General features: G+C 65.0%; 21 protein-coding genes. 13 read left to right on the top strand and 8 right to left on the bottom strand.

Features of this window, described 5'->3' with window-relative positions:
- Window positions 1-61: 61 nt before the first annotated feature.
- Entirely contained in the window at window positions 62-1,183 is a 1,122-nt protein-coding gene (dnaN, locus tag ACLI1C_RS00930; RefSeq protein WP_411394977.1) for a DNA polymerase III subunit beta, read from the bottom strand.
- 281 nt (window positions 1,184-1,464) lie between these two features.
- Between dnaN and ACLI1C_RS00925 the strand changes: the two genes are divergently transcribed.
- Window positions 1,465-2,316, top strand: a complete 852-nt coding sequence (locus ACLI1C_RS00925; protein WP_411394976.1) for an SDR family NAD(P)-dependent oxidoreductase — start codon at window positions 1,465-1,467, stop codon at window positions 2,314-2,316.
- Window positions 2,317-2,356: 40 nt separating this feature from the next.
- On the opposite strand, the gene dnaA is transcribed toward ACLI1C_RS00925, so the two are convergent.
- The 3 genes from dnaA to mutM form a co-directional block, all read right to left on the bottom strand.
- A complete protein-coding gene (gene dnaA, locus ACLI1C_RS00920; RefSeq protein WP_411394975.1) occupies window positions 2,357-3,808 on the bottom strand; it encodes a chromosomal replication initiator protein DnaA in 1,452 nt (483 codons plus the stop codon).
- A gap of 917 nt (window positions 3,809-4,725) precedes the next feature.
- Window positions 4,726-4,992 (bottom strand): 30S ribosomal protein S20, encoded by a 267-nt coding sequence (rpsT, locus tag ACLI1C_RS00915; protein ID WP_411394974.1) that lies wholly within the window; start codon window positions 4,990-4,992, stop codon window positions 4,726-4,728.
- A gap of 251 nt (window positions 4,993-5,243) precedes the next feature.
- Window positions 5,244-6,131 carry a bifunctional DNA-formamidopyrimidine glycosylase/DNA-(apurinic or apyrimidinic site) lyase gene (mutM, locus tag ACLI1C_RS00910; protein ID WP_411394973.1) on the bottom strand — a complete coding sequence of 296 codons (888 nt, stop codon included), beginning with the start codon at window positions 6,129-6,131 and terminating at the stop codon, window positions 5,244-5,246.
- A 116-nt stretch (window positions 6,132-6,247) separates the two neighbouring features.
- On the opposite strand from mutM, the gene ubiE reads away from it, so the two are divergent.
- The 6 genes from ubiE (at window position 6,248) to ACLI1C_RS00880 (ending at window position 11,107) form a co-directional block, all read left to right on the top strand.
- Window positions 6,248-7,012: a bifunctional demethylmenaquinone methyltransferase/2-methoxy-6-polyprenyl-1,4-benzoquinol methylase UbiE gene (gene ubiE / locus ACLI1C_RS00905; RefSeq protein ID WP_411394972.1), complete on the top strand. Its 765-nt coding sequence runs from the start codon at window positions 6,248-6,250 to the stop codon at window positions 7,010-7,012.
- 2 nt (window positions 7,013-7,014) lie between these two features.
- The gene (ubiB, locus tag ACLI1C_RS00900; RefSeq protein WP_411394971.1) at window positions 7,015-8,568 is read left to right on the top strand and encodes a 2-polyprenylphenol 6-hydroxylase; all 1,554 of its coding nucleotides are present in this window, start codon (window positions 7,015-7,017) and stop codon (window positions 8,566-8,568) included.
- A 63-nt stretch (window positions 8,569-8,631) separates the two neighbouring features.
- On the top strand, window positions 8,632-9,240 hold the full coding sequence (locus ACLI1C_RS00895) for a hypothetical protein (protein ID WP_411394970.1): 609 nt from the start codon (window positions 8,632-8,634) through the stop codon (window positions 9,238-9,240).
- Window positions 9,240-9,698 carry a dUTP diphosphatase gene (gene dut, locus ACLI1C_RS00890; protein WP_411394969.1) on the top strand — a complete coding sequence of 153 codons (459 nt, stop codon included), beginning with the start codon at window positions 9,240-9,242 and terminating at the stop codon, window positions 9,696-9,698. The genes ACLI1C_RS00895 and dut overlap by 1 nt, the downstream gene beginning before the upstream one ends.
- Window positions 9,652-10,395 (top strand): DUF2259 domain-containing protein, encoded by a 744-nt coding sequence (locus ACLI1C_RS00885; protein WP_411394967.1) that lies wholly within the window; start codon window positions 9,652-9,654, stop codon window positions 10,393-10,395. Before dut ends, ACLI1C_RS00885 begins: the two co-directional genes overlap by 47 nt.
- Window positions 10,385-11,107, top strand: a complete 723-nt coding sequence (locus ACLI1C_RS00880) for a HesA/MoeB/ThiF family protein (protein ID WP_411394966.1) — start codon at window positions 10,385-10,387, stop codon at window positions 11,105-11,107. Before ACLI1C_RS00885 ends, ACLI1C_RS00880 begins: the two co-directional genes overlap by 11 nt.
- Window positions 11,108-11,113: 6 nt before the next feature.
- On the opposite strand, the gene fabB is transcribed toward ACLI1C_RS00880, so the two are convergent.
- Both fabB and fabA read right to left on the bottom strand, forming a co-directional pair.
- Window positions 11,114-12,340, bottom strand: a complete 1,227-nt coding sequence (fabB, locus tag ACLI1C_RS00875; RefSeq protein WP_411394965.1) for a beta-ketoacyl-ACP synthase I — start codon at window positions 12,338-12,340, stop codon at window positions 11,114-11,116.
- 84 nt (window positions 12,341-12,424) lie between these two features.
- Window positions 12,425-12,955 (bottom strand): 3-hydroxyacyl-[acyl-carrier-protein] dehydratase FabA, encoded by a 531-nt coding sequence (gene fabA, locus ACLI1C_RS00870; protein WP_411394964.1) that lies wholly within the window; start codon window positions 12,953-12,955, stop codon window positions 12,425-12,427.
- A gap of 184 nt (window positions 12,956-13,139) precedes the next feature.
- Between fabA and irrA the strand changes: the two genes are divergently transcribed.
- The 5 genes from irrA (at window position 13,140) to ACLI1C_RS00845 (ending at window position 16,595) form a co-directional block, all read left to right on the top strand.
- Window positions 13,140-13,586 carry an iron response transcriptional regulator IrrA gene (gene irrA, locus ACLI1C_RS00865; protein ID WP_411394963.1) on the top strand — a complete coding sequence of 149 codons (447 nt, stop codon included), beginning with the start codon at window positions 13,140-13,142 and terminating at the stop codon, window positions 13,584-13,586.
- A gap of 154 nt (window positions 13,587-13,740) precedes the next feature.
- Complete coding sequence (locus ACLI1C_RS00860; protein WP_411394962.1) at window positions 13,741-14,568, top strand: arylamine N-acetyltransferase family protein; 828 nt, start codon at window positions 13,741-13,743, stop codon at window positions 14,566-14,568.
- 1 nt (window position 14,569) lies between these two features.
- On the top strand, window positions 14,570-15,166 hold the full coding sequence (locus ACLI1C_RS00855; RefSeq protein WP_411394961.1) for a YdeI/OmpD-associated family protein: 597 nt from the start codon (window positions 14,570-14,572) through the stop codon (window positions 15,164-15,166).
- Window positions 15,166-15,705 (top strand): DUF1697 domain-containing protein, encoded by a 540-nt coding sequence (locus tag ACLI1C_RS00850; protein ID WP_411394960.1) that lies wholly within the window; start codon window positions 15,166-15,168, stop codon window positions 15,703-15,705. Before ACLI1C_RS00855 ends, ACLI1C_RS00850 begins: the two co-directional genes overlap by 1 nt.
- Entirely contained in the window at window positions 15,702-16,595 is an 894-nt protein-coding gene (locus ACLI1C_RS00845; RefSeq protein ID WP_411394959.1) for a ribokinase, read from the top strand. The genes ACLI1C_RS00850 and ACLI1C_RS00845 overlap by 4 nt, the downstream gene beginning before the upstream one ends.
- On the opposite strand, the gene ACLI1C_RS00840 is transcribed toward ACLI1C_RS00845, so the two are convergent.
- The gene (locus ACLI1C_RS00840; RefSeq protein WP_411394958.1) at window positions 16,588-17,475 is read right to left on the bottom strand and encodes a LysR family transcriptional regulator; all 888 of its coding nucleotides are present in this window, start codon (window positions 17,473-17,475) and stop codon (window positions 16,588-16,590) included. The two genes, ACLI1C_RS00845 and ACLI1C_RS00840, sit on opposite strands and share 8 nt — an antisense overlap.
- A 105-nt stretch (window positions 17,476-17,580) precedes the next feature.
- Here ACLI1C_RS00840 and ACLI1C_RS00835 point away from each other — a divergent pair, with 105 nt between their 5' ends.
- Window positions 17,581-18,210, top strand: a complete 630-nt coding sequence (locus ACLI1C_RS00835) for an NADPH-dependent F420 reductase (RefSeq protein WP_411394957.1) — start codon at window positions 17,581-17,583, stop codon at window positions 18,208-18,210.
- A gap of 74 nt (window positions 18,211-18,284) precedes the next feature.
- Here ACLI1C_RS00835 and infC read toward each other — a convergent pair whose 3' ends face one another.
- Window positions 18,285-18,821: a translation initiation factor IF-3 gene (gene infC / locus ACLI1C_RS00830; protein ID WP_411398175.1), complete on the bottom strand. Its 537-nt coding sequence runs from the start codon at window positions 18,819-18,821 to the stop codon at window positions 18,285-18,287.
- Between the last annotated feature and the right edge of the window lie 67 nt (window positions 18,822-18,888).

The following is an 18,888-nucleotide window of genomic DNA, read 5'->3' as shown; positions in this document are numbered from 1 at the left end:
GGAGAGGTCGGCGCGCAGCGCCGGGTGTGGGGGCCTTTGTCTGATCAGGATGCGGCTGCCCTCAAACGCGCATCGGCATCAGGACATAGAGCGCCCGCGTCTCACCATCGTCCTTGACCAGCGTGGGCGAGCCGGCATCGTTGAACATGAAGACGGCGTTTTCGGAGCGGATCTGGCCGATGATGTCGAGCAGGTAGCGGGCATTGAAGCCGATCTCGAAGCCGTCGGTGTCGAAATCCACCGCCAGTTCCTCGCTGGCCGTGCCGTGGTCGGGATTGGTGACCGACAGTTCGAGCAGGCCATCCCTGGCCTGGAGCTTGACGGCCTTGCCGCCGCGCTCGGAGGCGATGGTCGAGACGCGGTCGACGGCGGTGGCGAAGCTCGCGCGGTCGACATTCATCTGCTTGTCGTTGTTCTTGGGGGTGACCCGATCATAGTCGGGGAAGGTGCCTTCGATGAGCTTGCTGAGCAGGACGACCGAGCCGACGGTGAAGCGGATCTTGGTGTCGGAGACCTCCACCGCGACGTCGCCATCGGCGCCATCGAGCAGCTTCTGGACTTCGCCCACGGTCTTCTTGGGCACGATGATGCCGGGCATGCCCTTGGCGCCGGCTGGCGCCTCGATCTCGGCGCGGGCCATGCGGTGGCCGTCAGTGGCCACGGCGCGCAGCACGGTGCCCGTGCCGGTAATGTCCACGGTGTGGAAATAGATTCCGTTGAGGTAGTAGCGCGTTTCCTCGTTGCTGATGGCGAACTGGGTGCGCTCGATCAGCTCGCGCAGGGCGGCGGCGGGCATGGTGAATTCATGCCCGAAGGCACCCGACTTGAGATCGGGGAAGCTGTCGGGGCTGAGGCAGGCCAGGTTGAAGCGCGAGCGCCCGGAGGTGAGAACCATGTTCTCGCCGCCATCGGTTTCGAGCCGCACTTCGGCGCCATCACTGAGCTTGCGCACGATTTCGTAGAGCGTATGGGCCGGGACCGTGGTGGTGCCCGCGGTCGAGACCATGGCGGGCACGCTCTCGGTTACCTCGATGTCGAGGTCGGTGGCGCGCAGCTCGACCTTGTCATCGCCGGCCTTGAACAGGACATTGGCCAGGATCGGATAGGTATTGCGGCGCTCCACCACCCGATGCACATGGCTCAGAGACTTGAGCAGATGATTGCGTTCGAGCGTGACTTTCATGCGGCAACTTCCCTAGAGCGCTTTCAGGAAAAGTGGCGACCACTTTTCCGGTTCGAAAGCGCGAACGAACCTGGACTACGCGGGCTGCACGTCTGCAGCAAAACCCCCGGCACGCCGGGGGTTGGACATTTACAATTTCGTAAGGGATTAGCAAGGGCGAGACCGGCCTCGGCACGCAGAAATCCCCGTTTTCACCACCCATGCCATTGCCGGCAGATGATGCGTCGCGGTGCACTATTGGATAGACTCCCTGCAACAGCATTCAGGATTGGGAGAGCGCGATGGCCGAGAGTTTTGTTGCCGACGGCATAGCCGTGATCACCGGGGGCGCCAGCGGCATCGGGCGGGCCGCCGCGCGGCGCGCCGCCAGGGCCGGCATGCGCATCGCAATGGTGGACGTCAACGCGGCCAAGCTCGCGGCGACGGCCGACGAGCTGGCACAAACGCTGGGCGCCGACAAGGTGCTGACCAGCACGGCCGATGTTGCCGATGCGGCAGCCATGGCCGCCCTGGCCCGCGACGTCGAGTCGCGCTGGGGCAGCCCGACGCTGCTGATGAACAATGCCGCCGCTTTCGTTTCGGGTGGCGCCGGGGGCATTCTCGATCCGATCGAGAACTGGCAGCGGCTCTTCGCCGTCAATGTGCTGGGCATAGTCAATGGCGTGCAGGCTTTCCTGCCGGGCATGCTGGCAGCGGGCCGGCCAGGGGTGATCGTCAATACCGGTTCCAAGCAGGGCCTGACCAATCCACCGGGCAACCCCGCCTACAATACCAGCAAGGCGGCAGTGAATGCCTATTCGCAGAACTTGGCGCGCGACCTGCGCGAGCGCCCGGGCAGCCACATCAGCGCGCATCTGCTGATCCCGGGCTGGACCACGACCGGCGAGGCCGAGCACCGCAGTGGCGCCTGGCTGCCGGAACAGGTCATCGACTTCATGGAGGCGGCTATCGCGCGGGGCGCGTTCTTCATCCTCTGTCCGGACGACGAGACCAGCACCGAGACCGATCACAAGCGCATACTGTGGAATGTGCTGGACATCATCGAAAACCGGCCGGCGCTGTCGCGCTGGCATCCGGACCACAAGGCGGCATTTGCGGAATTCATGGCGCGGCCGCTGCCGACAGCGAAGTAACGCGCGCTATCAAGGAGAGGGTGGCGCGTATGCGCCGCCCCTACTCTTCGAGCATGCGCTTGAGCAGTTCGATTTCCTGGGCCAGCTCGATATCGTCCTTGATCATCTGTTCCACCTTGCGCACGGAATGGAGCACGGTGGTGTGATCGCGCCCGCCGAAGCGGCGGCCGATTTCGGGAAGCGAGCGGGAGGTCAGCGCCTTGGCCAGGAACATGGCGATCTGGCGGGGCCGCACCACGTCGCGCGAGCGGCGGGCCGAGAGCAGTTCGTTGCGCGGCACCTTGTAGTGACGGGAGACGATCTTGAGGATGTCCTCGATGCGGACGCGGCGGGCTTCGCGCGAACGGATGAGGTCGCCCAGGGTCTTTTCGGCCAGCGGCACGGTGATCAGTTCACCGGTGAGCTGGTTGGCGGCGACGAGCCGGTTGACGGCGCCATCGAGGTCACGGCCGTGGCTGATGACGGCACGGGCGATATAATCGAGCACGGGCGCCGGGAAATGCATGCCGTAGCGGGCTGTCGCCTGGTCGGCACGGCGCTGCACGATGGAGCGGCGCAGTTCGAGATCGAAGCCGGAAATCGGCACGACCAGCCCGCCCGACAGGCGCGAGCGCACGCGCTCATCGAGCATTTCGAGATCCCGCGGCGGCGCGTCGCCGGCCACCACGACCTGCTTGGCGCCGGTGAGCAGCGTGCCCAGCGTATGGCCGAACTCGGTGGCCGACTTGCCCTGCAGGAACTGCATGTCGTCGATCAGCAGCAGGTCGACCCGGCGCAGCCATTCCTTGAAGCCGAGCGCGGACTGGCGCTGCACGGCGGTGATGAAATGGTACATGAAGTGATCGGCCGTCAGATAGACGATGTTCTTGGTCGCATCGGCCGACTGCACCGCATGGGCGATGGCATTGAGCAGGTGGCTCTTGCCCAGGCCCACGGTGGAATGGATGTAGACGGGATTGAAGGTCACCGTGTTGTTGGCGGCGGCGGCAGCGATCTGCTTGGCGACGCCCAGCGCCATCTCGTTGGCCGAGCCCGGCACGAAGGTGTCGAAGGTCATGCGCGCATCGATGGCGCTGCCGGCCAGGGCATCGCCCTTGGCGGCGGAATTGTCGCGGACCAGGCGCGGGTGGCTGGTCGGCATCGGCGTCGCTGCAATGGTAGGCGCGGCGGTCTCATGATTGGTCGTCGGCTCGGCGACCGGAGTCAGACGCGGGCGGGCCTGGCCGTTGACACGCAGGGTCACCTGGATGCGGCTGACCTCTTCATTGTCGAGGCGGAACGCCTCAAGGATGCGCTCGGCATAGTTGGACTGCACCCAGGAGCAGAGAAAGCGGGTGGGGGCGGAGAGATGGACCACGTCATCGACCATTTCCTCGAGCTCGAGGCGGGCGAACCAGGACGCGAAGACATCCTCACCGACACCGGCCTTGAGGCGTGCGCGCACCCGGTTCCAGAGTTCGCGCTGGCCTTCGGGAGTGTCGGATGTGCTCATGACAGGTTTTTCGCCTTGGGTGGTCGGAAGGGAGGAAGAGGGATTGGCCTGAGCCCAATCGCTTCCTCCGGCGGTTGCCTGTCGCATCATCTTGGTTTGCCCCATTTGCTTCTTCGATTCCGTCCGGCCCGCAAAGCCCGCACGGTGTTTCTGCCCCATATCCGGAACCACGAACCGTTCTGGTCCTTGGCCACAGCTTCGCCATGGCGCCCCCCAGGAGGAGGCGCAAGTCTGCTGCCCGGCGTTACCCGCCGGCCGCTTTTCTAGTCCTGTCATGAACCCGGCCAGACCTGGCCGAAAACCTTACTAAATCCTGCCGGCCCTGATCGGACCGGCCGCTATAGTCGCTGCCAACACAATCGCCACCGATACAAAACCCCTACGGCATTACTGCCGAGATGCTGAAAACAACGCCCCGAAAATGACCCCACCAGCTTGGCAGGACACTCGTAACCGGTGTCCTTTCCGCCGCTGACCAGATCACTTTAGAGGGACGATTTTGGGGCCGCAACCGTGGAATCTGCAAAATGAGGGCTTGACTCCGACGTTGTCTTTTTTGGCTTCCCGGCCCTACCAAAGTCCAGCAAAGCAAGGGTCTGTGACTCAACACAGAATCCTCTCGCGAGACCCCTTCAGACGCCAAAAAAATTATTTCCCCCTGGCGTGCTTTCCGCTGCGACACGGTGGCACGAGCGCGCTCCAACAATGTCCGACATTAATGCAAGTCATTGACGGAACTTGAGAAACCATATTCCGCGCGGTCTTTTAGGACCTAGGTCGATAGTGTCACATACGTGACACATGGCCGTCAAATCGGAAAAAGCTTGCTGGCTACCATACAAAGAAAATGGGCCCCTTGCGGAGCCCAATTTCAAAAGCCGCCGGCTGCCACCCGAGGGGCGCCGCGGCGAAGCCGATCAGGCGCTGAGAGCCTTGACGCGGCTGTTGAGGCGGGAAATCTTGCGGGCCGCCAGATTGGCATGAACGATGCCCTTGGTCGCCGCGCGATTGATCTCGGGAGCGGCTGCCTGCAGCGCTTCCATGGCGACCTTGTGGTCACCGGCAACGATGGCCTCTTCAACCTTGCGGATGAAGGTGCGGACGCGCGAACGGCGCGACTTGTTGACCGCGGTGCGGGCTTCGATCTTGCGGGTAGCCTTTTTGGCTGACGGCGTATTGGCCATAACGGTCCTCTTGGCGTCCAACCGGCCGATCACACGCTACAAGCGCTGCAGGCGTCCGGGATGAAATGAAATCGGCGGCAATCGACAGCCGCCAAGTTGGGCGGTCTATAGGGGAGAAGGGCGCAAGCGTCAACTGGATTCACGGGCCGGGCGCTTGCATGGCACCTCTTCCACTCTCCCCTTGCCTGAGAGGGTGTCCCAAGGGCAAGCGAGGGGTTCAATCAACCATGGCGCCCCCTCATCCGGCACAGCTAGGGCGCCTTCTGGCAGACCGGACAGAAGAAGGTCGAGCGGCCCGACTGGACGATGCGTTGCACCGTGCCGGTACAGAGCGGGGTCGGGCAAGGCTCGCCTTCCCGGTCGTAGACGGCGAAGCGGTGCTGGAAATAGCCCGAGCCGCCCTCGGCATTGCGGAAGTCGCGCAAGGTCGAACCGCCCACCTCGATGGCCTCGACCAGCACCTGGCGCACGGCATGGGCCAGATCCTCGAGCGCCGCCTTGGGCTTGCCCCTGGCTGTCACCAGCGTGCCGGCGAGGACCGTGGGCAGGATATGGCTGCGATGCAGCGCCTCGGCCACATAAATGTTGCCCAGCCCCGCCACGACGCGCTGGTCGAGCAGGGCCGCCTTGATCGGCGTCTTCTTGCCGGTGAACTTCTCCGCCATCTCGCCGGCATTGAAGTCGTTGCCCAGCGGCTCGGGGCCGAGGTCCTTGAGATAGGGGCTGTCGGCCAGGTCATCGTAGAGGTCGATAAAGCCGAAGCGGCGCGGATCGGCATAGATCAGATGGCTCCTGCCATGCTCGGGATGGGTGATGTCCCAGACCATATGGTCGTGCTTGGGCTCGGTGCCGGGCTCATAATACCGCGGCGGCTTGTCGATGCTGTGCTCGGCAAACCGCCAGGAGCCGGTCATGCCCAGATGGCTGAGCAGGGTCTGGCCGCTGGAGAGCTTGAGCAGCAGATATTTCGCCCGCCGGCCGACAGATACGATGGCCTGGCCTTCCAGCGCCGCCTTGAGCCCCTCGGGGAAGGGAAAGCGCAGATCCTTGCGGTTGAGCGTCACCTGGTCGATGCGCGCGCCGACCAGCCAGGGCTCCAGCCCGCGGCGGACGGTTTCGACCTCGGGCAGTTCGGGCATTGTGGTCTCTTTTACCTGTGCGGCTTTGTGCCATGGCAAAGCCGGATTGGGTTGAATATGGTGCGCGCCGATACGACACGTATTGCCTCCCATACAAAATGCACAGGGCGATAGCCATGACCGAGCCGCGCGAGACCACCCATTTCGGCGAACAGACCGTGGCGATGGACGACAAGCAGGGCATGGTCAATGCCGTGTTCCACAATGTCGCCGACCGCTACGACCTGATGAACGACCTGATGAGCGCCGGCATCCACCGGGTCTGGAAGGCGGCCATGGTCGCCGACCTCGCGCCGCCCAAGGCGGGCACGCGGCCCTATCGGGTGCTCGACATGGCCGGGGGCACCGGCGACATTGCCGAGCGCATCATCAATGCCTCAGTGGGCTATGCCGAGGTCGTGGTCTCCGACATCAATGCCGACATGCTGCGGGTGGGCGCCGAGCGGGCCAAGGCGTGGCGCTACCCGGCGCAGGCCAGCTTCGTCGAGGCCAATGCCGAGGAACTGCCCTTCGAAGACAAGAGCTTTGACGCCTATACGATCGCCTTCGGCATCCGCAATGTGCCGCGCATCCAGAAGGCGCTGGACGAGGCGCATCGTGTGCTCAAGCGCGGCGGGCGCATCCTGGTGCTCGAATTCTCCCAGGTCGACGTCCCGGGCTTTGACGCCGTCTACTCCGCCTTTTCCGACCGGGTGATCCCGCCCATGGGCAAGCTGGTCACCGGCGATGCGCAGCCCTACCAGTATCTGGTGGAGTCGATCCGCAAGTTCCCCCCGCCGCCGGCTTTCTCGGCCATGCTGAGCCAGGCCGGGTTCAAGCGCGTCAAGCACACGCCCTATTCGGGCAATATCGCGACGCTGTTCTCGGGCTGGAAGATTTAGGCATGCTGCTTGGTGCCTATTTTCGCCTGATCCGGGCCGGTTACGTGCTGGCGCGCGAGGGTGCGCTGTCGATTCCCGGCGAGCTGCCGCCGGCCCTGGCGCCGCTGCGCTTCGGCATCTGGCTCGGCCGGCTGATCGAGCGGCCCAGCGTGCGCCGGACCGGCCATGTCGAGCGCCTCAACAAGGCGCTGAACCTGCTGGGGCCGACCTATGTGAAATTCGGCCAGACGCTGGCGACGCGGCCGGACGTGGTCGGCGCGCAGATCGCCAATGACCTGTCGGGCCTGCAGGACAAGATGGAGCCGTTCGACGCGGCGCTGGTGCCGGCCATCCTGGTTGCCGCGCTCGATGGCAAGGCGGCCGAACTGACCGAGCTTTCCCCGCCCATCGCCGCCGCCTCCATCGCCCAGGTGCACAGGGCGCGGCTCAGGCCCGCCAACGGGATGGCAAAGACCGTCGCGGTCAAGATCCTGCGGCCGGGCGTCGAAGCCCGCTTCATGGCCGATATCGAAAGCTTCTATGCCGCGGCGCGGCTTGCCGAGGGCATGGTGCGCTCGACGCGGCGCCTGCGGCCGACCGAAGTGGTCGAGACGCTCGACCGCTCGGCGCGGCTCGAACTGGACCTGCGCCTAGAGGCCGCGGCCATTTCGGAAATGGCCGAGAATATCAAGGACGATACCGGCTTCGTCATCCCCACCGTTTCGTGGGACCATGTCGCGCAGAATGTGCTGACGACCAGCTGGGTCGACGGCATCCCGATCCGCGACCATGCCGCGCTCGACGCAGCCGGGGTTGACCGCAAGGCGCTGGCGACCAAGCTGCTGCAGAGCTTTCTCAAGCACGCCATCCGCGACGGCTTCTTCCATGCCGACATGCATCCGGGCAACCTGTTCGCCGACCCCAGGACCGGCGATGTCATTGCCGTCGACTTCGGCATTATGGGTCGCATCAATCGCAAGGAACGACGCTTCCTCGCCGATATTCTCTACGGCTTCATCACCCGCAACTATCGCCTCGTCGCCGAGCGGCATTTCGACATCGGCTATGTGCCCAAGGACCAGTCGGTCGACGACTTTGCCCTGGCGATCAGGTCGATCGGTGAACCTCTTCATGGCCGCACCGCCTCCGATATCTCGATGGCGCGCGTGCTGGGCCAGCTCTTTGCGATTACCGACCTCTTTTCCATGCAGACCCGGCCCGAACTGGTGCTGCTGCAGAAATCCATGGTGCTGGTGGAAGGCGTGGCGCGGGCGCTCGACCCGCAGCTCGACATCTGGACGGTGGCCGAGCCGGTCGTGGGCGACTGGCTGCGCAAGGAAGCCGGCCCGATCGGCCGGATCGAGGCGCTGACAGAGCAGCTCAAGGTGTTTGCCGAAGCGGCGCAGCGCCTGCCGGTGATCGCGGCGCAGGCCGAGCTGGCCCTGGCCGACTATCATGCCGGCAAGCTGCGGCCCCGCAGCGACCGGCTGATGCGCTGGGCCATGCTGGGCGTGCTGGGCCTGGCCGGACTGGTGCTGCTGGCCGTGCTGTGGCGCCTCACCCTGGCGCCATTGTGAGCGCCTTGCCCGGTCAATGACTTAGCCATAGATTGCGCGCAGAAACCTTGGGAGACAGGCGTCATGTCCATCGAGAAGCTCGGCAAATTCACCATTGCAATGCTGCTGGGCGCAGCGCTGACCGGCTGCATTGACGCCAAGGTCGACGTGGCGCTGACCAGCGAGACCACGGCCAAGGCGACGATGACCCAGGTCATGGGCGCCGAATTCTACTCCATGGTGGTAATGGGCGCCGAGCAGGCCGGAGCGGATGCGCCGGCCGAGGATGAGTTCTGCGCCGAGGGCGAGCTCACCGAAGGCGCCGATGGCAGCGCCACCTGCACCATTGTCGAGGAGGGTTGGTTTGCCGACCTGACCATGGGCAATGACGAGCAGGCGATCGTCTTTGCCGCGGCCGGCCCGGGCCTCGTCCGTATTTCCCTGCCCACGGCGGAAATGAAGGCCGAGATCGGCGCCGACGACACCATGGATGCCGAGACGCGGCAGATGGTCGAGGCCTTCTTTACCGGCCATGCCGTCACCGTGCGCTTTTCCGGCGCCGAGGTGACCGAGACGAATATGACGCTGTCGGGCGACAAGCGCTCGGCCGAACAGGTCATCCCCTTCCTCGATCTGATCAACGGTACCGTCGATCTGCCCGACGAACTCTATGCCGTGGTCCGCGCGCCCTGATGGCTGACGCGGTCCCTATCGGCCTGGTCTGGTTGGCGCATGGCCAGGGCCTGCCCATGCCCCGCCAGCAGAGCGCGGGTGCGGCGGGCGTGGATATTGCGGCGGCGCTCGGCCCCGACGAGGTGGTCGAGATTGCTCCTGGCGGCACGGCCATGATCCCGTCGGGCTTTGCCATGGCCCTGCCGGAAGGTTACGAGGCGCAGATCAGGCCACGCTCCGGGCTGGCAGCAAAATTCGGGGTGACGGTGCTCAACGCCCCCGGCACGGTCGACGCGGATTATCGTGGCGAAGTCAAAGTCATGCTGATCAATCACGGCCAGGCGCCCTTTGCGGTGCGCCGGGGCGAGCGCATAGCCCAGATGGTGGTGGCGCCGGTCAGCCAGGTATTTTTTACGCAATTGGAGACGCTGGATGAAACCGAACGCGGTGACCGCGGGCATGGCTCGACTGGGCGTTAGCCTGCTGAGCCTTGCGGCACTGGTTGGCCCGGCCATGGCCGGCGACCGGGCGCTGATCGACCTCATCGGCTATTCCGCGGATGCCCGTTACTTCGCCTTCGAGGAGTATGGCATCCAGGACGGCTCGGGCTTTGCCTATTCCAGCATCTACGTCGTCGACCTGGCCGAGGACGAGTGGGTGGTCGGCACGCCAGTGCGGGTGCGGGGCGAAAGCGAAGCGATGACGCTGAGCGTGGTGCGCGCCGAGGCACAGGCCACCGCCGCCGAGGATCTGGCGACGCTGGGCATAGACAGGCCTGCCGAACTGGTTGCGCTGGTTGGCGACGGGGCCCCGGGCCTCGATGCCGACCGGCTGCGCTTTGGCATGCCCGGCTACGAGCCGGGTGCGGTCCGGGGCGATCACGAACTGCGCCTGTCGAGCTTTCCCGTCACCGCTGCGGCGCCCTGCACGGAGTGGTTCGGGGTCGATCCGCTGGGCTACCAGTTGACGTTGGTTAATGACGAGGGATCGCGCCAGATCCACCGCGATGGTGACCTGCCGCGCTCGCGCGGCTGCCCGGTGACCTATCGGCTCCATGGCGTGGTGCTGCCGTTCCAGGCCGATTCGGTTGACGACGCCGTGGTGCTGATTTCCGTCTATCCCGGCAGTTTCGAAGGTCCCGACCGGCGCTTCATCGCGGTGCCGCTTGGCCTCTGACCCGCTCTCCCCCGCCGAAACGCGGCGTTATGCGCGCCATCTGGTGCTCAAGGGCATGGGCGGGGCGGGCCAGCAGGCGCTGAAGCAGGCCCGCGTGCTGGTGGTCGGCGCGGGCGGGCTGGGCAGCCCAGTCATCGCCTATCTGGCCGGGGCAGGCATCGGCATGCTGGGCATTGTCGATCACGATGCGGTGTCGCTGAGCAACCTGCACCGGCAGGTGATCCATACCGAGGCGGGCATTGGCGACAACAAGGCCCACAGCGCCGGGCGCTTTGCCAGCGCGCTCAACCCGCATGTCACGCTTGCCATCCATGCCGAGCGGCTTGAGGCCGGCAATGCCGGGGCCATCATCGCGGACTACGACCTGGTGCTGGACGGAACGGATAATCTGGCCACCCGCCGGGTGGTGGCGGCGGCCGCAGCACAACTGGGCAAGGCGCTGGTGTCGGGCGCCGTTTCGATGTTCGACGGGCAGGTCACGGTCTTCGCGCCGGGCGGACCGGCCTTTGCCGATCTCTATCCCGCAGAAGCCGACGATACCGACCTGCCCAGCTGCGAAGCCACCGGCATATTGGGCCCGCTGACGGGCGTCATCGGCACGCTGATGGCCATGGAGGCCATCAAGCTTCTCACCGGCATCGGCGAACCGCTGATCGGTCGGGTCCTGACCTATGACGGCAAGGGCGGGCGGTTCAGCGAGTTTTCGTACTAGCCGCCCTCAAGCGTCCGGATGCTTGAAGACCAGGGCGGCATTGGTGCCGCCGAAGCCGAAGGAATTGGACAGCACCACGCCCAGATCGACATTGTCTCGGCGCTGGCGGAGGATCGGCATGTCTTCGAAAGCGGGGTCGAGCACGTCGATATTGGCGCTTTCGGCGATGAAGCGGTGCTTCATCATCAGGATCGAATAGATCGATTCATGCACGCCGGTGGCGCCCTGGCTGTGGCCGGTCAGCGACTTGGTGGCCGAGATGGGCGGGCACTTGTCCTCGTTGCCGAAGAGGGCGCGGATCGCCTCGATCTCGCGCAGGTCGCCCACCGGGGTCGAGGTGGCGTGCGGGTTGATGTAGTCGATCTTCTGCGGCACGTTCTTGAGCGCCATGCGCATGCAGCGCTCGGCGCCTTCGCCCGAGGGGGCAACCATGTCGAGCCCATCCGAGGTCGCGCCATAGCCGATCAGCTCGGCCCAGATCCTGGCGCCACGCGCCTTGGCATGTTCGTATTCTTCCAGCACCAGCACGCCGGCGCCGCCCGAGATGACGAAGCCGTCACGCGCGGCGTCATAGCAGCGGCTGGCCTTGGCCGGGGTGTCGTTGAAGTCGGAGCTCATGGCGCCCATGGCGTCGAACAGGTCCGAGAGGGTCCAGTCGAGATCCTCATGGCCGCCGGCAAAGACGATGTCCTGCTTGCCCATGATGATCTGTTCCATGGCATTGCCGATGCAGTGCTTGGACGTCGCGCAGGCCGCGGTGATGGTATAGTTGATGCCCTTGATGCCGAAGGGCGTGGCCAAAGTGGCCGAGGCAGTGGAGCCCATGGCCTTGGGCACGGCCAGCGGCCCGATGCGCTTGGGGCTGGTATTCTTGCGGGTGATGTCGGCGGCTTCGACAATGGTACGGGTCGAGGCGCCGCCCGAGCCCATGACGATGCCCGTCATGGGGTTGGAAATGTCCTTTTCCTCGAGCCCGGCATCGGCAATGGCCTGCTGCATGGCGAGGTAGTTCCAGGCCGCGCCCTTGCCCATGAAGCGGGTGACGCGGCGGTCGAGGATTTCGAAGGGGTCGAGGCCCGGATCGCCCTTGACCTGGCTGCGGAAACCCAGCTCGGCATAGTCCGGCGCGGCGACAATGCCCGGCCTGGCATTGCGCAGGCTCTCGGTGACCTCATCGAGCGAATTGCCGATCGAGGAAATGATACCCATGCCGGTTACGACAACTCGTCTCATCAACATCCTCGCTTCAGTCGGTTTCGGGCGCCATTGCGGCTGACGCCTCTCAGTTATGGAATCGTTGGGCCCAAGATAAGGCGGTCAGGCGCTTTTCTGTGCCATCATCTGGCTGTCGGTAAACAGGCCAACGCGCAGGTCCTTGGCTTCGTAGATCACCTTGCCGTCAGCCTTGACCCAGCCGTCGGCGATGCCGAGGGTCAGACGGCCCTTCATCACGCGCTTGAGGTCGATGCCGTATTCGACCAGCTTGACGTCGTCCGTCACCTGGCCGGTGAACTTGATTTCGCCACCCAGGGCGCGGCCACGGCCGGGCTGGCCGATCCAGCTGAGGAAGAAGCCGGTCATCTGCCAGATGGCGTCGAGGCCCAGGCAACCGGGCATGACCGGATCGCCGATGAAATGGCACTTGAAGAACCACAGGTCCGGATTGACGTCGAGCTCGGCGCGCACCTGGCCCTTGCCATGGACGCCACCGGTCTCGTCGATATGGGTGATGCGATCGAACATCAGCATGGGGGGTGCCGGCAGGCGGGCATCGCCCTGGCCGGGCAGTTCGCCGCGACCATGGGCCAGCAGCTCTTCATACCCAAATGCGTTTTGCCGTTCGGCCATGCCTGATACCCCGGTTAACCTTGTGGTTTGGTCTCGTATAGGCGCGCGTCGAGAGGGTCAAGTCAGGCCCTGTTGACCAAGAGGGGCAAAGGCGCGGCTGCGGCGCCCGTGCCGCTTGTGTGAATTTTCTGCGATAGTTATAAGGAAGTCAGCAATTTCCGGCCCTTTGCTGCTCAAGGACCCTATGACTGATCGTTCCCAGACCGTCCGGTCGCACCCGTCGCGCAAGCCGTGCCTTACCGCTGTCCTGCGCATGGCCGGTCTCCGCCCGACCCGTCAGCGCGTCGCTCTGGCCGAACTGCTGTTCGGCGGCCCGCATCGCCATGTCAGCGCCGAGCAACTGCATGGCGAGGCCAGCGAAGCCCGGGTCAATGTCTCGCTCGCGACCATCTACAATACGCTGCACCAGTTCCATGAAGCGGGCCTGCTGCGCGAAGTGGCCGTGGATGCCTCGCGGTCCTATTTCGATACCGACACGTCGGACCACCATCACTTCTACGTGGAAGACGAGCAGCGGATGATCGACATCCCCGCCTCGTCGGTGGAATTTGCGGCCCTGCCCGAGGCGCCAAAGGGCATGATGGTCAGCCATGTCGACGTGGTCATCCGCGTGCGCAAGGCCCAGGCCTGACGGGCGGATTCGCGGCTCTGGCGGGGCCGCAATCTTGTCAAACGAGCCGTTGTCCACCCCCCTGCATGCAGGAAAATCGCCAAGCGTGACGGTGACAGCGTCCCGCTGATCGCCCATATTGCCGGCCGAACGGCAATAACGGCAAGGGTGGCCAATGAGCCAAAAGGTCAATCTCAAAGCCTATTTCGACCGAATCGGCTTTGCCGGATCCATCGCCCCGACCTTGGCGACACTCGAGACGATCCACGCGCTGCATCCTGCAGCGATCCCCTTTGAAAACCTCAATCCGCTGCTCGGCCTGCCGGTCGAGCTCGAGCTGCCAAGCATTGAGAAGAAGCTGCTGACCGAAAAGCGCGGCGGCTATTGCTACGAGCACAACCTGCTGCTGATGGCGGTGCTGCGCGAGCTGGATTTCAGCGTGCGGGGCCTCGCCGCGCGGGTGCTGTGGAACAATCCCGAAGCCACCGACCCGACGCCCCATCACATGCTGCTGGCCGTCGATATCAACGGGGTCACCTATATTGCCGATGTCGGCTTTGGCGGCATGACCCTGACGGCGCCGTTGCGCCTCAAGGCCGATGCCGAGCAGGCAACGCCGCATGGCCCGTTCCGCCTCACCGGGGGCGATCCGGAATGGCGGCTGGAAGCGAAGATCGGCGACGACTGGAAGGCGCTCTACGCCTTCGAAATGGCCGAGAAGACCGACGCGGACTATGCCGCATCCAACCTCTTTCTCTCCACCGACCCGGCATCGGCCTTCCGGCAGGAGCTGCGCGTCGCGCTCTCGCCAGCGGGCCGGCGGCTGGCGCTGCGCGACACTCGCCTGACCATCCATGCCGAGGGCCAGCCCCCGGGAGTCATGGTGCTCACCAGCGTGGCGCAGCTGCGCGAGGTGCTGTCCGGCCAGTTCGGCATCCAGCTGCCGCCCGCCGAGCTGCTCGATCCGCGGCTCGAAGCCATCCTGGCCAAGACCGGGGACTAGCATGGCGCCGGTTGTCGTCGACCCCGACAAGGTTCGCGAATTTGCCGATGGCCAAGCCTTCTACGACTGGCTGGCGGCCCATCATGCCAGCGATGACGAAGTGTGGATCCGCATCTTCAAGAAGGGCAGCGGCCGGCCGACCATTTCGGCGGCCGAGGCGATCGACGTGGTGCTGTGCTGGGGCTGGATCGACGCCATCCGCAAGAGCTGGGACGATGTGTCCTTCGTGCAGCGCTACACGCACCGGGGCAGGAAGAGTGCCTGGAGCGATATCAACAAGGCCAATGTCGCCCGCCTCGTCGAGGAAGGCAGAATGACCGCGCATGGTCTCAAACATGTCGAGCTGGCCAAGGCCGATGGCCGCTGGGACGCCTCCTACCGGACGACCATGGATCCGCCGGCGGACCTGCTGGCCGCCATCGAGGCCAGCCCCGGGGCGATGGAATTCTATCGCACCCTCTCGGCGCAGAATCGCTTCGCGCTGATCTTCCGCGTCATCAATCTCAAGACGCCTTCCGCCCGCGCCCGCAAGATTGCCGGCTTCGTCGCTATGCTCGAAAAAGGCGAAACCCTCCATCCGCAGAAGGTGAAGGCCTGATGGGCGTGTGGCTCGCCTTTCTGCGCGGCATCAATCTGGGCAAGCGGCAGATGAAGATGGCCGAGCTCAGGGCCTGTCTCGAAGCCGATGGCTTTGCCGAGGTCAAGACGGTGCTGGCCAGCGGCAATGTGCGGTTTTCTGCCGAGGGTAGCGCCGCGGTGCTCAAGGCGCGGCTGGAAAAGCTCATGGCCGACCGCTTCGGCTTTGCGGTGGGCGTGGTGCTGCGCTCGGAAGACGAGATCAGGGCCATGCTGGCAGGGCACCCCTTTGCCAGTCTCGATCCCAAGGCCGATGTCACAAGGCATGTGCTGATGTTCGAGCATGCACTGCCGGCCGGCCTGCAGGTCGAGGACCGGCCCGGCCATACCGAAATCCTGCGCATCGACCCGCGCGACATCTATATCGCCGGTTACCGCCAGCCCAATGGCCGCTATACCGAGGGCGTCGAGGATGTGCTCAAGCCGCTCTATGGGCGGCTGGACAAGCCCGTGCTCGACACGATGCGCAACTGGAACACCATAGAGAAGGTTCTCACGTGATCACCGTCTTCGGCTCGACCAATCTCGACCAGATCGGCACTGTCAGTCGCCTGCCCAAGCCGGGCGAGACGGTGGCGGGCGGCACGTTCTCCATGGCCGCCGGCGGCAAGGGCGCCAACCAGGCGCTGGCCGCGCGCCGCGCCGGCGCGCAGGTCCGGCATGTCTCGGCCGTGGGCAACGACGCCTTTGCCGACCTGGCCCTGGCCCTGCTCAAGGCCGATGGGGTGGACCTCTCGGCGCTCAAGGTCGTCGATGGCGCGACCGGCATTGCCATGATCTTCGTCGACGCCCAGGGGGAAAATGTCATCGCCATCCTGCCCGGGGCCAATGGCAAGGTGACGGCCGACGATGCCGAAGCAGCGCTGGCCGGGCTCACCGAAGGCGATACGCTGCTGGTGCAGCAGGAAGTGCCGCAGGCGGCCACCCGCCGGGCGCTGGAAATCGCCCGCGAGAAGGGTGCGCGCAGCATCCTGAACACGGCCCCCTTCCTTCCAGACACCGCAAAGCTGGCGCCGCTGGCCGATATCGTGGTCGCCAATGAGACCGAGTTTTCCCTGCTCAGCGGCCGCCCCATCGACCAGCTCGACGCGGCCATGCAGGACTGGGTCAACCGCACCGGCCGCTCCGTGGTGGTCACGCTCGGCGCCGAGGGCGCCCGCGCCCGCACGCCCGATGGCCCCATCGCCGTGCCGGCAATCAAGGTCAGACCGGTCGACACGGTCGGGGCCGGCGACACCTTTTGCGGCTATCTCGCCGCCGGGCTCGACGCCGGCTATGGTCTGGAAGCGGCGCTCCGCCGCGCCGCCGCCGCGGGAAGCCTTGCCTGCCTCAAGCCGGGTGCCCAGCCCGCCATTCCCATGGCGGCCGAGGTGGACGCGGCGCTCAACTAGCGTCGCGAAACTCCTCCACCAGGGCAGCGATGAAGGCGGTTACCCGGCGTGGTACGAGATCGCGCGAGGGGTGGAGCGTATGGATGGGCATGGTGGGCAGGCGCCAGCCCTGCAAGATCGGCACCAGACGCCCGGCCTCGATATCGTCCTGCACCAGGTCGAGCGGCAGATAGACCACCCCAGCGCCATCGATGGCCAGCATGCGCTGCGCCTCGTCGCTGTCGATCTCGACGCCGCCCATGACCTCAACAGTCACTGCCGTGCCGCCTGCATCGAGGAAGCTCCAGCGATTGCGCGGCACGAGGTTGAGATTGAGGATGCAGCGACAGCGCGTCAGATCGGTCGGGTGCTGTGGCGCACCGTGCCGCGCGATGAAGGCCGGCGCGGCGCAGCAGACAAAGCCATAGGTGCCGAGGCGCCGCGCGACGAGACTGGAACTGGGTAAGTCCCCCACGCGCACCGCAAGGTCATAGCCCTCGGCCACGAGATCCACCCGGCGATTGGCGAGGCTCATCTCGAAGACGATTGCAGGATGGGCCTCGGTGAACTGCGCGATGATTGCGGGCAGCCGGCGTATGCCAAGCGTCGTCGGGGCGCTGACGCGCAGGCGCCCGGTGAGCGTCCCCGCCGCCGAAATCTCGTCCAGCGCGGCGGTCGCCTCGATCACCGCTTCGGCACGAGCCAAGAAGGCCTGCCCCGTCTCGGTCAGCCGCTGGTTGCGCGTGGTGCGCTCGATCAGCTTGGCGCCGTAGCGCTGTTCCAGCGCCTGAATGCGCCGACCCACCATGGCCGGCGACAGGTTGAGCTGGCGCCCCGCCTTGGCGAAACTGCCTATGCGGGCCGCGGCAATGAAGGTCCTGAGTTCTTCCAATTCAGCCATTCGATAACAATACGCAATTCTGATTGCACCATCCATGCAATTTTCTTTGCAATTGAGGTGGTCCATCTTTGGGTCATCGAACTTAAACCCCACGGGAGACGTCACATGACCACCATCGCAATCATCGGCCTGGGCAATATGGGCAAGGGGCTAGCCAAGCGTCTTGCCGGCAAGACCGACCTCGTCCTGGCGTCGCGCGATCATGCTGCCGCCACTGCTTTCGCCGCCACCCTGCCTGCGGGCGCAGTGGTCCTCGACCAGGCCTCTGCCATTGCCGGAGCCGACATTGTCGTGCTGGCGCTGCCCTTCGAGGCCGCGCTGGAAGCCGCGGGCAATCCTGCACTCAAGAGCAAGATCGTCGTCGACATCTCCAACCCGGTAAAGGCCGATTTCTCGGGCCTGGCCATCGGCCACACCACGTCGGCCGCCGAACAGCTGCAGGCCGCAGCTCCCGATGCCAAGGTGGTCAAGGCGTTCAACACCATCTTTGCCGGTCTCTTTGACCTCCCGGCCGCCCAGACCGCCGCCGTTCCGGCTTTCATCGCCGGCAATGACGAGGCTGCCGTGGCCGCAGTTGTCGAGCTGGCAGTACTGGCCGGCTTTGCCGTCGAGAAGACCGGCGGCATCGACGCGGCCCGCCTGCTGGAGCCGCTGGGCATGCTCAATATCCGCTTCGGCTATGGCCTCGGCCAGGGCACGGGGATTGCCCCCAACTGGATCAAGCTGGCGGCGTAAGCTTCACCCGCTTCAAAAAAAGAAAGGGCAGGTCCAGCGGACCTGCCCTTTTCCAATTCCGTTCCGGCAGACCCTTATTTGGGCGCCAGGACCATGACCATCTGGCGGCCTTCCGAGCGGGGCTGGCTTTCCACCTTGGCGATGGCATCCATCTGCTCGCGGACCTTGATCAGCAGCTGCATGCCGAGTTCCTGGTGCGCCATTTCGCGGCCACGGAAGCGCATGGTCACCTTGACGCGGTCGCCCTCGTCGAGGAAGCGCTGCACGGCCTTCATCTTGGTCTCGTAGTCATGCGTGTCGATATTGGGACGCAGCTGGACTTCCTTGACCTCGATCACCTTCTGCTTCTTGCGCGCCTCGGCAGCTTTTTTCTGCGCGGCGTATTTGAAGCGGCCGAGGTCGAGCATCTTGGCGACCGGCGGCACAGCGTTGGGAGAGATCAGGACGAGGTCGAGACCCTGTTCCTGCGCTTCGGCAAGCGCTTCACGGGTGTTGACGATCCCGCGATTTTCGCCTTCAGCATCGATGAGTTGAACATCGGCGCTGGTGATATCTTCGTTCGAGAGCGGCCCATCTTTCTGGGGCGCGACTGGTCTCATTGGACGGCGAATGGCAAAGGATCCTTGTGTTATTGAGCCGGGTGGTGAAAGCGGGCATAAAATCGTGTTACGCGGACCA

It is taken from the genome of Devosia sp. XGJD_8 (genome assembly GCF_046614475.1).
Classification (GTDB): Bacteria; Pseudomonadota; Alphaproteobacteria; order Rhizobiales; family Devosiaceae; genus Devosia.
Note: the sequence above shows the minus strand (reverse complement) of the source record. Positions and strands in the feature narration are given on the sequence as shown.